This window comes from Nocardioides sp. T2.26MG-1, assembly GCF_950101795.1.
In the GTDB taxonomy this organism is placed as follows: Bacteria; Actinomycetota; Actinomycetes; order Propionibacteriales; family Nocardioidaceae; genus Nocardioides.
The window spans coordinates 145661-158986 of record NZ_CATNLZ010000032.1; the positions used below are offsets into that span (position 1 = coordinate 145661).

At 73.6% G+C, this 13326-nt stretch carries 9 protein-coding genes; 4 read left to right on the top strand and 5 right to left on the bottom strand.

Annotated elements, in window-relative coordinates:
- Positions 1–4 precede the first annotated feature (4 nt).
- Both QQZ14_RS15745 and QQZ14_RS15750 read right to left on the bottom strand, forming a co-directional pair.
- Positions 5–610, bottom strand: a complete 606-nt coding sequence (locus tag QQZ14_RS15745; RefSeq protein ID WP_284535301.1) for a hypothetical protein — start codon at positions 608–610, stop codon at positions 5–7.
- Positions 607–1947 (bottom strand): MFS transporter, encoded by a 1341-nt coding sequence (locus tag QQZ14_RS15750; protein WP_284535302.1) that lies wholly within the window; start codon positions 1945–1947, stop codon positions 607–609. The genes QQZ14_RS15745 and QQZ14_RS15750 overlap by 4 nt, the downstream gene beginning before the upstream one ends.
- A 111-nt stretch (positions 1948–2058) precedes the next feature.
- Between QQZ14_RS15750 and QQZ14_RS15755 the strand changes: the two genes are divergently transcribed.
- Entirely contained in the window at positions 2059–4209 is a 2151-nt protein-coding gene (locus QQZ14_RS15755; RefSeq protein WP_284535303.1) for an MMPL family transporter, read from the top strand.
- 45 nt (positions 4210–4254) lie between these two features.
- Here the strand turns inward: QQZ14_RS15755 and QQZ14_RS15760 are convergent, their stop codons facing one another.
- Both QQZ14_RS15760 and QQZ14_RS15765 read right to left on the bottom strand, forming a co-directional pair.
- On the bottom strand, positions 4255–7662 hold the full coding sequence (locus tag QQZ14_RS15760) for a BTAD domain-containing putative transcriptional regulator (RefSeq protein ID WP_284535304.1): 3408 nt from the start codon (positions 7660–7662) through the stop codon (positions 4255–4257).
- A 19-nt stretch (positions 7663–7681) separates the two neighbouring features.
- Positions 7682–8674, bottom strand: coding sequence for a glycosyl hydrolase family 18 protein (locus QQZ14_RS15765; protein WP_284535305.1), 993 nt, complete (start codon positions 8672–8674; stop codon positions 7682–7684).
- Between the two features lie 408 nt (positions 8675–9082).
- Here QQZ14_RS15765 and QQZ14_RS15770 point away from each other — a divergent pair, with 408 nt between their 5' ends.
- Positions 9083–9748 (top strand): YecA family protein, encoded by a 666-nt coding sequence (locus QQZ14_RS15770; RefSeq protein ID WP_284535306.1) that lies wholly within the window; start codon positions 9083–9085, stop codon positions 9746–9748.
- 314 nt (positions 9749–10062) lie between these two features.
- Here QQZ14_RS15770 and QQZ14_RS15775 read toward each other — a convergent pair whose 3' ends face one another.
- Positions 10063–11307 carry an HNH endonuclease signature motif containing protein gene (locus QQZ14_RS15775; protein ID WP_284535307.1) on the bottom strand — a complete coding sequence of 415 codons (1245 nt, stop codon included), beginning with the start codon at positions 11305–11307 and terminating at the stop codon, positions 10063–10065.
- A 621-nt stretch (positions 11308–11928) separates the two neighbouring features.
- Here QQZ14_RS15775 and QQZ14_RS15780 point away from each other — a divergent pair.
- A complete protein-coding gene (locus QQZ14_RS15780) occupies positions 11929–12375 on the top strand; it encodes an NUDIX domain-containing protein (protein WP_284535308.1) in 447 nt (148 codons plus the stop codon).
- Between the two features lie 8 nt (positions 12376–12383).
- Positions 12384–13307 (top strand): SMP-30/gluconolactonase/LRE family protein, encoded by a 924-nt coding sequence (locus tag QQZ14_RS15785; RefSeq protein ID WP_284535309.1) that lies wholly within the window; start codon positions 12384–12386, stop codon positions 13305–13307.
- Positions 13308–13326 lie beyond the last annotated feature (19 nt).

Genomic DNA, 13326 nt, shown 5'->3' on the forward strand with positions numbered 1-13326 from the left:
CCGGTCAGATCAGGTCGCGCACCCGGGCGACCAGTGAGTCCGTCACGGCGGCGCTGACCGCGACCTCGACCCGGGCCTCGAGCTCGTCCTGGTCGTCGAGGTCGGCGAGCAGGGCGCGCAGGTCGAGGTCGTCGATGGCGCGGTCGAGCACGTCGTCCGTCCTCAGCGCGGCGTCGATCGCGGAGTCGGGCAGGGCGCGGATCACGGCCTCGAGGAGCCCGTTGAGGCTCGCTGCGTCGAGCGCCTCGTCGACCAGGTCGGACGCCGGGGGCAGGGTGTCGTCCGCCTTCATCTGCGCGACGGCGTCGTGCAGAGCGGCTCGCAGCGCGTCGACCTCCGCGTCGCTGCGGACGCCGGGGCCGGCCACGTCGAGGAGGAACGCCTCGCGGCTGACGTCGAGACGGCACGCGGCGCGGTCGACGGCGATCAGCACGAGCCGCTCGGTCAGCGCCTCGATGCCCTCCGACTGCGAGACGACCGTCCGTGCGGCGCAGGGGGCGCGGGGCCGGAGCGGCTCGAACGACCCGCCGCCGTACGCGACCTGGACGGCCAGCACACCGCCGACCAGGGCAGCGGCGATGCCGGGCAGGGCGACGGCGCGGGCGCTCATGCCCGCCTCCCTGGGCGGGGGACGACCACGCTGAGCAGGGCCAGGACCGCCAGGCCGGCCCCGACCAGGAACGAGTCGCGGAACGCCCGGGTCGCGGCGCGCTCGAGCTGGGAGTCGAGGTCGCGCTCCAGCGCCGCGGCCGCCGGTCGTACGCCGGGCGCCAGGTCGGCAGCCGCGAAGACCCGGTGCAGGTCCGGCACCTGACCCTGTTGGGCGGTCAGCTCGTCGCCGAGCGCCCGGGCGAGCGCGATCTTGTCCTGCGCCGGCAGCGGTGCGTCGAGCACCAGCGACGCGATCGCCTCCTGGGCCGGGGCCTGCGCGTCCTCGAGGTCCGCGGTGAAGACCGGCGTGAGGATCGCCAGGCCGACGACCACGCCGACGTGCCGGGCGCCGATCGTCCAACCGGCGTGCTCCACCCGGGGCAGACGCAGATGGATCGCCCGGGCGGTGAGCCGGTCGATCGTCAGGCCCAGGCCGAGGCCCACCAGCGCCTGGGGGGCCACGGTCCAGGCGAGGTGGGCCGACGGTGGGATCGCGAGGCCCACCAGGCCGCCGGCGACCAGGAAGCACCCGACGGCGGTCTCGACCTCCTCGCCGGGACGCAGCAGCCGGGCCAGCGGGCGCGCGGCGAGCGCGGCCACCGGCACCACGGACACGGTGATCGCGGCGGTCGCGGGGGAGCGGCCCCAGCCGTCGACCAGCAGGAGGACCAGCAGGAAGAGCGCCGCGGTCAGCGCCGCGGAGAGCAGCGCCAGGGTCAGGTGGGGCCGCACCGCCGGGCGGTGCCGGTCCGTGGGGACCGGTGCCACGCGGACGGCGAGGGCCGCCGGCACCGCCAGCGCCGCGACCGGCACCTGCACCACGAAGATCGCCTGCCAGGAGATGGCCTCGGTGAGCAGCCCGCCGGCCACCGGCCCGGTCGCGGTGCCGACCACGCCGGCGGTGACCCACGCGGCCAGCCCGCGGCGCTCGCCGTACTCCGCCACCAGCAGCTCGAGACACCCCAGGAGCGCCAGCGCGCCCCCGAGTGCCTGCACGCACCGGGCCGCGATCAGCACCTCGATCGACGGTGCGACCGCGCACCCCGCGGAGGCCGCCGCGAACACCGCGATGCCGACGGCGCTGAGCACGCGGGGCGGCACCCAGGTGAAGGCCAGGGCGGTCGGTACGGCGACCAGCGCGAGCACCAGGTTGAACGAGATCAGCACCCAGGCGACCTGCGCCACCGACGTGTCCAGGTGTCGCAGGATGTCCGGGAGCGCGAGCGTCACCACCGCGGAGTCGGCGAGCACGAGGGCCACCGTGACCGCGAGGAGAGGAGCCACGGCGCGACGCACCGCTCCATCCTGGGGGACGACCCCAAGTCGGCTCCCAGTCGGCCTCAAGTGCCGCGCCCCAGAGTGCTCCCACAGACACCTGTGATCGATCCTCAGACAGGGAGCACACCCGTGAACCGCATCCTCTACCGCCTCGGCAACGGCGCCGCCGCCCACCCGTGGCGGACGATCTCCGCGTGGGTCGTGGTCGTGGTCGTGGCCCTCGGGCTCGCCGGCAGCTTCGGCGGCACGACCCACGACGACTACGACATCCCCGACGCTCGTGCCCAGGTGGGCATCGAGCAGCTGCGCGCGCACCTGCCCGCTCATGGCGGCGCTACCGCCCAGGTCGTGGTCCACGACCCGAGCGGCGACGCGCTGGTCGCCACCGACCTCCGCGCGCTGGTCGAGCGGCTGCACGGCCTCGACCACGCCAGCCACGTCACCGAGCCGCGCCTGTCGGCCGACGGCGACACCGCGCTCGTCACCGTGTCGTACGACGTCCCCGTGACCGACCCCGACCTGGTCGGGAAGAGTGGCTACGACCCGTTGGTCGGCGCGATCGAGCCGCTGCGCGACGCCGGCCTCCAGGCCGAGCTCGGCGGCGAGCTGCCCGGCGGCGCCGAGTCGGAGATGGCCGGCACCGGCGAGCTCGCCGGGGTGGTCGCGGCCCTCCTGCTGCTGGTGGTCGCCTTCGGCTCCGTCGTCGCCGCCGGCCTCCCGCTGGCGATCGCGCTGACGGGCCTGGCCGCGGGCTCGGCGGGGATCACCCTGCTCGCGGCGACCATGGACGTCAGCACCGCGGCCCCGACGGTCGCCACCATGGTCGGCCTCGGCGTCGGCATCGACTACGCCCTGCTGCTCGTCACCCGGCACGTGGAGTTCCTCGGCCAGGGCCTCGACAAGCGCGAGGCCTCCGGCCGGGCGCTGGCGACCGCGGGCCGGTCGGTGGTGTTCGCCTCCGCCACCGTGCTGATCTCGCTGCTGGGCCTGCGCCTGGGCGGGCTGCCGGTCTACTCGACGTTCGGCTACGCCACCGCGATCGCGGTCGTCTCCGTGATGGCCGCCGCGATCACGCTGGTGCCGGCGCTCTGCGGCCTCGCGGGGCACCGGCTGCTCCGGCGTCGCACCCGCAAGGGCCGCACCCGGGCGCAGAAGACCCCGCTCACCGCCCGGTGGGCGGCCCGGGTCGCGCATCGCCCGGTCGCCGCGGCCCTCGCCGCCCTCACGTTCCTGCTGCTGCTCGCCGCCCCGACGCTGGGCATGCGCACCTGGCCGCAGGATGGCAGCAGCAACAGCACCGAGACCTCGGTCCGTCGTGCCTACGACCTCATCGACGCCGAGTACGGCGCCGGCGCCAACGGCCCCTTCACGATCGTCGTCGACACCAGCCGTGTCGACGCCGACGCCGTGGCCGACCGGCTCGCCGACGACCGGGGCATCGCCGCGGTGACCACCCCGGTGACCAGCCCGGACCGGGCGATCAGCGTGTTCGACGCCGAGCCGACCACGGGCCCGGCCGACGAGCGGACCTCCGACCTGGTCGAGCGGCTCCGTGACGACCTCCCGGCCGGCGTCGAGGTCACCGGCACCACCCCGCTGTTCGCCGACATCTCCGGGATGCTCTCGAGCCGGCTGTGGCTGGTCGTCGGGTTCGTGGTCGCGGTGTCGGTGCTGCTCCTGGCGATGATGTTCCGCTCGGTTGTCGTGCCCGTGAAGGCCGCGGTGATGAACCTGCTCTCGATCGGTGCGTCGTACGGCGTCCTCACCGCGGTGTTCCAATGGGGTTGGGGCGGCAGCGTGCTCGGCATCGACCACGCGGTCGCGGTCTCGAGCTGGATCCCGATCCTCAACTTCGCGATCCTGTTCGGCCTCTCCATGGACTACGAGGTGTTCCTGCTCTCGCGGATCCGGGAGGACTGGCTGCGCACCGGCGACGCCCGCGGCAGCGTGGAGCGCGGTCTGGCCTCGACCGGCCGGGTGATCTCGTCCGCGGCCGCGATCATGGTGGTCGTCTTCCTCGGCTTCTCGACCGAGGCCGACACTGTGGTCAAGCAGCTCGGCTTCGGCATGGCGGTCGCGATCGTGCTCGACGCCACCGTGGTCCGGATGGTGCTGGTCCCCGCGACGATGACGCTCCTCGGCACGTGGAACTGGTGGCTGCCGGCCTGGCTGGACCGACTGCTCCCGACGATCGAGTCCGAGCGGCACGGCGACGGCGGGTCCGGCGACATCTGGGACGACTTCGACAAGACCGACGACCGCACGCCGGCCGGCGTCTGATCACAGGGAGCACGACGGAGCGTCGGCTGGCTCGGGCCGGCAGCGTCAGAAGGCGAACCGCTCCCGCTCGCGGCGGACCCAGTCCGCCGCGAGCGGGACGTCCCACTGCTCGCACAGCTCGAGCGCACGGTCGGCGTGCCGGGTGGCGAGGGCGTCCTCGCCGGTGGCGTGCGCGGCCATCGCGAGGAACATGTCGACCGGCCCGATCGCCGAGCCCGAGCCCGCGCACGCCGGCCGGCCGGCGAGATCGGTGAGGCACTCGTACGCCGTGGCCCCGAGCCCGGGCTCGCCCAGGTAGCAGGCCGCCTCCGCGCCCATGCTCCACGCCATCGGGGAGAACCACGTGTCGGAGCGCATCGCCCGGTCGACGTCGGCGGAGTGGGCGTCGAAGTAGGCGCGGGCCAGGTCGAGGTGCCCGGTGCGGCACTGGACGGCGACGATCGAGGTCGCGATCGGCAGGAAGGTGTTGCCCTCCATCGCGGTCATCGCGAACGACAGCTCGTCGTCGCGGCCCTGCCAGAGCAGCTGCATGAGGATCGCGCCGGCGACCGACTCCTCGTAGCCCGTGATCGACACGACCTCGCCGATACCCTGCATGTGGCGGATGATCCGCTCGACGTCGTCGAACCGGCCGCGCATCGCCGCCCAGGACACCTCCAGCGAGTCCAGCACCAGTTGGGCGTAGACGTGGCGCAGCCGGTCGGCCTCGGACCGCGCCCGGGACAGGCTCTCGTCGAGCACGTCGACGGCGCCGAGCTCACCGGCCGCGACCGCGCGCAGGGTCAGCGCGGCCGCCAGTGACATCGCGTCGCCCAGCCGGTCGGCGAGGTGGACGGCCTCGGTGGTGAGGTCGAGTCGCAGCTGCGCCGTACCACCCCTCCAGACCGCGATCGCGGCGTGCAGGCAGGCGCTCAGCGTCAGCTCCGGGTCGCCGAGGCGGCGGGCCATCGCGACCGCCTCGGCGGCGATCGCCTCGCGCTCCTGGGAGGTGGCGCCGTAGTAGATCTCGCCGGCCAGCGCCAGCATCACCCGGCAGCGGCCGGGGTCGTCGCCCTCCGGCAGCCGGTCCAGCGCGCGGCGCAGCGCGTCGACCACCAGCGGGTCGACCTCGGCGTGCGGTGCGGACTGCCACAGCGCGCCGGTGCTGGTCATGATCCCGGCGCGGGCGAGCAGGGTCGGGTCGCCGAGCTCGTCGGCGACCTCGACCGCCTCGTGGCAGACCCCGCGGAGCTCGACCCAGCGCCCGGCGCGGCGCAGCACCTCGGCGAGGTCGGTGAGCAGCTCGAACCGGGCCCGGTCGTCGGAGGTGGGGTCCTGGTCCTGGGCGCGCAGCGCGTGCTCGAGCATCTCGAGGGCCTCGACGTAGGCGAACACCGCCGTCGCGGACCGGGCGGCGGCCTGGGCGGCGGGCCAGGCTGCGGACAGGTGCCGCGGCCCCGCTGCGAGCCAGTGCCGGGCGATCTCGGCCTCGTGGCCGCCGCGGCCGGCGAGCGCCTCGGCCGCGCGAGCGTGCACCCGGGCGCGGCGCGACTGGGGCAGGATCGAGAGCACGGTGTCGCGGACCAGCGCGTGGGTGAACCGGAACCGGTCGACGCCGTCCTCCTCCACGAGCCCGGCGGCGAGTGCCGGGTCGAGGCCGTCGAGCACCCGGTCCTCGTCGGGGTCGTCGGGGTGCGCGGTCCGGGTCAGCGTGCCGAGCTCGAAGATCCGGCCGAGCACGCTCGCGGTCTGCAGCAGCTCGCGGGTCGGCTCGTCCAGCTGGGCCAGCCGCCGCGACAGCACCTCGTGCACGGCCGCCGGAGGCTGCGGCTCGGCGATCAGGGCGGCGATGTCGCCGCGCTCGCGGGCCAGGCGTGCATACTCGACGAGGAAGAACGGGTTGCCCTCCGTACGCCGCCGCAGCGCGTCGGTCTCGGGCGTGGTCGGCTCGGCCTCGGTGATCTGGGCGAACACCTGCGCGGCCGCGTCCGCGCTGATCCCGTGGAGCTGGATCCGCAGCGCATGCTTGCGGGCCAGCGCCTCGGCGACCTCGGCGAGCGCTGCGGTGGGCGGCGGGTGCTCGCGCCAGGTGGTGAGCACCAGCAGCCTCGGGCCTGGCCCCTCCGCCACCGCGGCCTCGGTGAGCAGACGCAGCACCCGCAGGCTGGAGGTGTCCGCCCAGTGCAGGTCGTCGATCACCAGCATCATCGGCGCCGCGGTCGCGGCGGCGAGCACCGCCTCGACCACGGTCTCCCAGGCGCGGAACGCCGCCGTGCCGCCGTCGTCGACGTCGCCGGCATCGTTGGTGGGCAGCTCGGAGCCGAGCCGCTCGAGCACGGTGGCCCAGGGCCACAGTGCGGGGGCGCCGTCGTCCTGGGAGCAGCGGCCCCACGCGATCGTCATGCCGTGGCCCGCGGCGTAGGTCGCCGCCTCGATCGCCAGGCGGCTCTTGCCGATGCCGGGCTCGCCGGTCAGCGCCACGAACGCCGGGGACCGGTCGCCGCCCGCGACCACCTGGTCGACCAGGTCGGTGAGCGCGGCGAGCTCCTCCTCGCGGCCCGCCATCGACCAGCCCCACGGCGACGGGAACGGCAGCGGGGCGTGCTCGTCCGCGGCTGCGGGCACCGGCGTGGGGGCCGCGGCGGGGGCGGGCTCGGGGACCGCGGTGGCCTCCTGCCGCAGCACGGCGGTCTGGACGGCGCGCAGCTCGGCGCCCGGCTCGAGGCCGAGCTCCTCGTCGAGCACGTCGCGGACCTGGCGCAGCACCGCCAGCGCGTCGGCCTGCCGCCCCGAGCCGGCCAGCGCCAGCGCCCGCAGGGCCCAGGTGCGCTCGCGCAGCGGGTGCTGGCGGGTCAGCGCGTCCAGCTCGGCCGCGACCGTGGCGTGCAGGCCGAGGAGGATGCCCAGGGCGGCGCGGTCCTCGGTGGCGAGCACCCGCAGCTCCTCCAGGCGGGCCCGCTCGGCCTCGGCGGCCGGCACCTCCCCGAGGTCGGCGAACGGCACGCCGCGCCAGAGCGCAAGCGCCTCGTCCAGCGTCTGGTGCAGGGCGTCCAGACCGGCGACGTCCGGAGCGCCTGCGGGCAGCGCGCGCCCGCGGCACAGGGCATCGGCCAGTGGCGCCACCCGGGCGTGGGCGGTGGCCACGGCCTGCTCGAACGCCGCGGTGTCGAGGTCGGCCTCGGGCAGCCGGAGCGCGTACCCGGGCTGCTCGGTCACCAGCAGGGTGCCGCCTCCGCGCGTGGTGCGGCCGGGCTCGAGGGCGCGGCGCAGCCCGGCGACGTACCCCTGCATCGTGCCGGAGACCCCGGGCGGGGGAGCGCCGTTCCAGACCAGGTCGGCGAGCGTGTCGACGGCGACGGCGCGGCCGCGGTGCAGGGCGAGCGCCGCGAGCAGCGCGCGCTGCTTGGGTCCTCCCAGGTTGACCGGGCCGGAGGCGTCGGTGGCCACGGTCGTGCCGAGCACGCCGATCTGCATGGCGGCAGGATAGGGCCGGTCAGCGCAGGGTGTCCGCGGATCCGAGCCGCCAGACCGCGAGGCCGCGGACGCCGTACTCACGGGCCAGCTCGACGCGGCGGGCGTACGACCGCGCGTCGGACCACCACAGCACGGTCCCGTTCGAAAGCCGCGCGGTCCACTCGCCCAGCTTGGGCCGCCAGTGCGCGGTGGCGCCGTCGCGGGCGACGAGGCCGCGCACCTGGCGCAGCGTGAGGCTGCGACCGGTACCCCTGGTCGGCCAGCTGTAGCCGTAGCCGGAGACGCCGAGCAGCACCTGCTCGGCCGGTACGACGGAGAGCAGTGCGTCCAGCGCGTCGCGCTGCCAGGGGAGCGGACCGATGGGGCCCGGTGCCGACCAGCTCGGGCCGTGCATGTCGTAGGTCATCACCGCGATCACGTCGGCGGCCTCGGCCAGGTCCGCCAGCAGGTAGCCGCGTTCGCGGTAGACGCGCAGCGAGGTCGAGGCGCTGACGTCGATCGAGACCGTCCGCTCCTCCGGCATCCGGGCCTGGAGCTCCTCCACGAGCGTCACCAACCCGTCCGCGTCGCTCGCACGCACTCCCTCCAGGTCGACGTTGACCGAGTCCCAGCCCTGGTCGGTGACGTCCGCCGCGACCCGGCTGGCGACCGACGCGATCTTCGCGGGGTCGGAGAGCATCCGGTGCAGCGCCACCCGGTCGAAGTCCTCGAGCCGGTCGCTGTAGTTGCTCAGCAGCAGCTCGGCCGCCAGTCCGTGCCGGTGCGCCGCGGCCAGCAGTCGCTGGGCGTTCTCGTTGGGCCCGCCGACCCGGCTGCCGGTGGCGTTGATGGACACGCCGGCGACGCTCAGCGTGCTCAGCCCGTGGGCGTTGCGGGCGACCAGCCGGTCCGGGCTGGTCTGCAGGATCCAGCCGGTCACCTCGAGCCCGTCCGGCCGCGCCGCTGTCGCCGTCGTGGGGACGAGCAGGAGGAGTCCGAGGACAGCCGCGACGAGGCGGGCGGGGCGCACCATGGGTCCCAGCCTGCCAGTGCAGCTCGGTGACCCGCTTACCAGTCACGGCGGTGGCGGTGGCGATGACCGAGGAGACGTGGTCGCCGTTCGCTGTGGTCACCCGAGGGTGGTCACCGCCGGCGCACGGCTGCGGGTCGGCGGTGGTCGACGTGCTGTGGTCGCCGTTGAAGGACGAGAGCCCAGTGGTGACCGGGTCCGCGTAGCACGATGGTTGAGGTGCGAGCGGAGCGAGCCTCGAAACCACGCGTCCGCGGAGGCAGCAGGCCGCGCGGGCCCCTGCGGACCCGAGAGGACAGGAACCAACCCACGACCGCAACGCGAATCGCGCTCCGAGTTACCTTGCTACTTCTGGTCAAGAGGGCGCGCGGCTCTCGCTTAGTCCGAGACCACCGGACCTACGATGCGGTCGTGGTCACGATTGTCAACTGTCCGAACGTCACGTGTAGGCATTCGTTTCCGATTGGCTTGGATCTCGACACCGTGACGTTTGTCGGGAACGGAATGAACGTCGCAGTCGAGTGTCCACGCTGCCATCGACGCTTCGATGCGACCGGAGGTGGCGATGGCACGTTTTCAACCGTGGGCGGGCGACTTCGTCGAGTAGCCAAGTTCATCTCGGAGGCGGACGACGGCACCCTCAACTCTCTGCGGCAGGACCTTGAGCGGGCCAGCGAGAATCACGACGTTGAGCGGGCCCGTCAGAGTCTGGCGGAGGCTGGCATTGCGGCATCGGGGTCGAAGTGGCAGGACCCCAACTTCGTTCTCGCGTTCATCAGTCTCCTGATCGCAGTCATCGGTCTTGTGCTTCAGCAGCGCGCTGCAGGCGATTCGCCCACGAAGGAGCAGATCGACAAACTCATCAGCCTTGAAGAAGCACAGCTCAGCGAGTCTGGTGAGCACGCCAGTTCCGGACCCTCGGTTTCAAGGGACATCACCTCGCAGCCGGGCAGAAACGACCTCTGCCCCTGCGGGAGCACCCGGAAGTACAAACGCTGCCACGGCGCCCACCCAACTTCTCCAGATCATCCAGGCAACCGCGCGAGCGACCTGGCGGGACGGACTAGCACCCTGTGAGACTGCAGGAGCAGATCGGCCCGCCTACACACCACGGGATCACAGGATCAAGATCGAAGGCCCGGGACGGGCGGCAGTAGCCGGGGACCACGTACATCGCACGGGTCAGTAAGACCTGCTCGTGAAGTCGGCGGAAGGGGCGTAGTCGGGGGACGTCGAGGTGCTCCGCCAGGTCCAGCACCGGCGCACGTTGGCCGGGCCGCTCGAGGCGCGGCGGCCTCGCCGGAATGGAACTACGTCCGCAGTGAACTCGATCAACGGCACTCCTGGGCATGGCTCTGACCCCGCGGGCCGTGGCCGGCGGGGTCGGGTGGTCAGGTATGTCGGGTGTAGGTGCGTCCGTGGGGGCTGGTCCAGGTGAAGTGTCGGTGGCCGGTGCGGTGGAGGGTCCAGCCGCCGTGGGTCTTGAGGCGGTGGTGGAAGCGGCAGAGGGGGACGAGGTTGCATGAGCAGGTCGGGCCGCCGTCGGCCCAGGCGATCGCATGGTCGAGGTCGCAGCCCCGGGATGGCCGGCAACAGCCGGGGAACACGCAGGTGGGGTGGGTGAGTAGGACCTGTTCACGCAGCCGGGGTGAAGTGGTGTAGCCGGGGACCTCGAGGTGCTCGGTCAGGTCCAGCACCGGTCGGAGGGTGACGGGTCCGGTGGCGGTGGCGCACCAGGACTCGACCTGGGCGACCAGGACCTGGCTGCGGGTGTTCTCCACGCCGGCGAGGGCGCCCTCGGAGAGGTGGGTGTAGATCACCAGCTCCCGGCCCCGCCGGGTCGGCGTCGGCCGCGGCGGCTCGCTGGTGGTGTCTGGTTGGAGCATGAGGTCGCCGCGGGCGAGGGCGCCGGCGGCCATCGCGCGGCGGACATCCAACGTCTCGGTGCAGCCGAGGTCGGCGAGCTGTTGGGCACCCTCGCTCAACGCGTGGTCGAGGTCGAGGGCGTCGGCCAGGTCGAGCTCACCGCGCACCGCCATGGTGCCGTCGAGGGAGACCTGGGTGGTGTCGACGTCGCAGAACCGGCCGTCGGCGGCCAGCAGGCGGCGGTGCTCGGCCTCGATTGGGTCGAACGTGGCCCGCGCGGCTTCCACCGTCCGCTCCAGTTGGGCCCAGGACAGCCGGTGCGCGAGGGGGGCGAGGTGCTTGTCGACGTGGTCGGCGCCCTCGGCGGGCAGGGACCGGGTGTGGGCGGCGATGCGGCGGGCCCGCCAGACCGGCACCGTGCCGGCGATCACCCGGGCCCACAGTCGGGGGAGGCGGTGGCGGATCTCGACCGCGTCGCCGAGGTAGCTGCGTCCGGCGTCGGTGGTCAGGCCGACCGCGAGCACGAAGTCCGCGATGCAGAACTCCGCGACCAGGGGTGCGCCGGGGCCGGCGATCGCGAGCTCGCCCTCGGAGCCGTCGATGGTCGCGGCGTCGTCGAGCCCGTCGGCGGGGTGGGCGGTGGCCCACTCAACGGCCAGCTCGAACTTGGCGATCTCGTGCCGGTCCAGCTCCGACTGCGTGGTCTCAAGGGCAGCCAGCAGCGCCCGGGGACCGTCGAGGTCCGGGTGCACGAGCGGGGTGGCTGCCATGTGTCCATCCCAGCAGAGGCCACCGACATCGCAGGGCCGGAATCCCCTTGTTCCACAGGGCCCTGGCGAAGTCGAAGGTAAAATCTTCCGGGTCGTGAGGTGGGGGATGTCGGCAGGCGGAATCCCGGGTCTACGACGGCGACCACAGCACGTCAACCACATGCCGACCTGGTGCCGGGCGCCGGCGGTGACCACCCTCGGGTGACCACAGCGAACGGCGACCACGCCCCTCGTCCTTCAACCACCGCAACCAGGTACGGACCCGCAGGCTGACGTACGTCCGCCTGCGGGCGTGGTTTCGAGGCTCGGGCCTAGCGGCCCTCGCACCTCAACCACCGTGCGTCGCCTTGCGGCCCTCGCACCTCAACCACCGTGCAAGGCAGACGTACGTCCGCCTGCGGGCGTGGTTTCGAGGCTCGGGCCTAGCGGCCCTCGCACCTCAACCACCGTGCAAGGCTGACGTACGCCGGCCCGCGGGGGTGGTTTCGAGGCTCGGGCATAGCGGCCCTCGCACCTCAACCACCGTGCGCCGGGCGGTGGTTTCGAGGCTCGGGCCTGGCGGCCCTCGCACCTCAACCACCGGGTGCCACCACGGACGTAGGCCGGGGATAGCGTGGCGGCATGCACCGGTTCGCCAGCGTCCTGCTCGTGGACCAACGGGGCTGGCTGCTCCTGCAGGAGCGTGACGAGCACCCGGTGATCGACCCGGAGCGGTGGGGGCTGGTGGGCGGTCACGTGGAGGACGGCGAGGAGTTCGAGGCCGCGGCGTACCGCGAGCTCGAGGAGGAGACCGGCATCCGGCTGGCGCCCGGGGAGCTGAGCCTGTGGCTGGACACCGAGGTGTTCCACGAGGCGTACGGGACGCTCGACGAGGTGCAGGTGTGGGTGGCCGCGACCACGCTCGCCGACGCCGACATCGTGGTGGGGGAGGGCCGGCAGATCGTGTTCGTCGATCCCGACCGGGCGCAGGCTCTCGACCTGACGGCCTCCGCGAGCCGGATCGTCCCCGAGTTCACGGCCTCCGGCAGCTATCGAGACCTGGTGCGAGTGGCGCTGTCACTGCTCTGATGTCTCCCATGGACCTCACCGTGTACCCCGTGCCCGCCGCCGGAGCCGAGGACGTCGTGGTCGCCGGACCCGGGCCCGACGAGGGCGCGGTGTTCACCGGCACCGAGGACGGCAGCATCTTCCGGGTCTCCCACGACGGGCAGCGCATCGACCGGGTCGCCCACACCGGCGGCCGCCCGCTCGGCATCGAGCTCGACCGGGACGGGCGGCTGCTGGTGTGCGACGCCCGCCGCGGCGTGCTGCGCGTCGACCCGCGCACGGGGGGCGTCGAGACCGTCACCGACCGCCTGGGGGGGACGCCGATGATGTTCTGCAACAACGCCGCGGTCGCCGCCGACGGCACCGTGTGGTTCAGCGACTCCTCCCGCCACTACGGCATCGACCGGTGGAAGGACGACTTCGTCCAGAACACCCGCACCGGCCGGCTCGCGCGGCTCGGCACCGACGGCACCGTCGAGGTGGTCATCGACGGGCTGGCGTTCGCCAACGGCGTCGCGCTGGCCGCGGACGAGTCGTACGTCGCGGTCGCGGAGACCGGCGCCCGGACCGTGGTCCGCTGGTGGCTGACGGGGGAGCGGGCCGGCACCCGCGACCACCTCGCCCACGATCTGCCGGGCTACCCCGACAACATCGCGCGGGGGAGCGACGGGCTGATCTGGGTCTCGATCGCCAGCCCCACCGACCCGGTCGTCGAGCGCCTCCAGCACGCCCCGATGCCGCTGCGCAAGGCGGTGACCCGGGTCCCCGAGCGGCTCCAGCCCAAGCCGAAGCGCACGGTCCGGGCGATCGCCTTCGACGACACCGGACGCCGGGTCCACGACGTCGACCTGCCGGCCACGGGCTACCACATGGTCACCGGTGTGCGGGAGCACGACGGCCGGCTCTGGCTCGGCAGCCTGCACGAGCCCGCGGTCGCGGTTGTGGACCTGTAGACACGTAGACTCGATCGCT

Coding starts and splice junctions, on each gene's coding strand:
- QQZ14_RS15785 (WP_284535309.1), top strand. CDS start 12,384: ATGGACCTCACCGTGTACCCCGTGCCCGCCGCCGGAGCCGAGGACGTC.
- QQZ14_RS15775 (WP_284535307.1), bottom strand. CDS start 11,307: ATGGCAGCCACCCCGCTCGTGCACCCGGACCTCGACGGTCCCCGGGCG.
- QQZ14_RS15780 (WP_284535308.1), top strand. CDS start 11,929: ATGCACCGGTTCGCCAGCGTCCTGCTCGTGGACCAACGGGGCTGGCTG.
- QQZ14_RS15745 (WP_284535301.1), bottom strand. CDS start 610: ATGAGCGCCCGCGCCGTCGCCCTGCCCGGCATCGCCGCTGCCCTGGTC.
- QQZ14_RS15765 (WP_284535305.1), bottom strand. CDS start 8,674: ATGGTGCGCCCCGCCCGCCTCGTCGCGGCTGTCCTCGGACTCCTCCTG.
- QQZ14_RS15760 (WP_284535304.1), bottom strand. CDS start 7,662: ATGCAGATCGGCGTGCTCGGCACGACCGTGGCCACCGACGCCTCCGGC.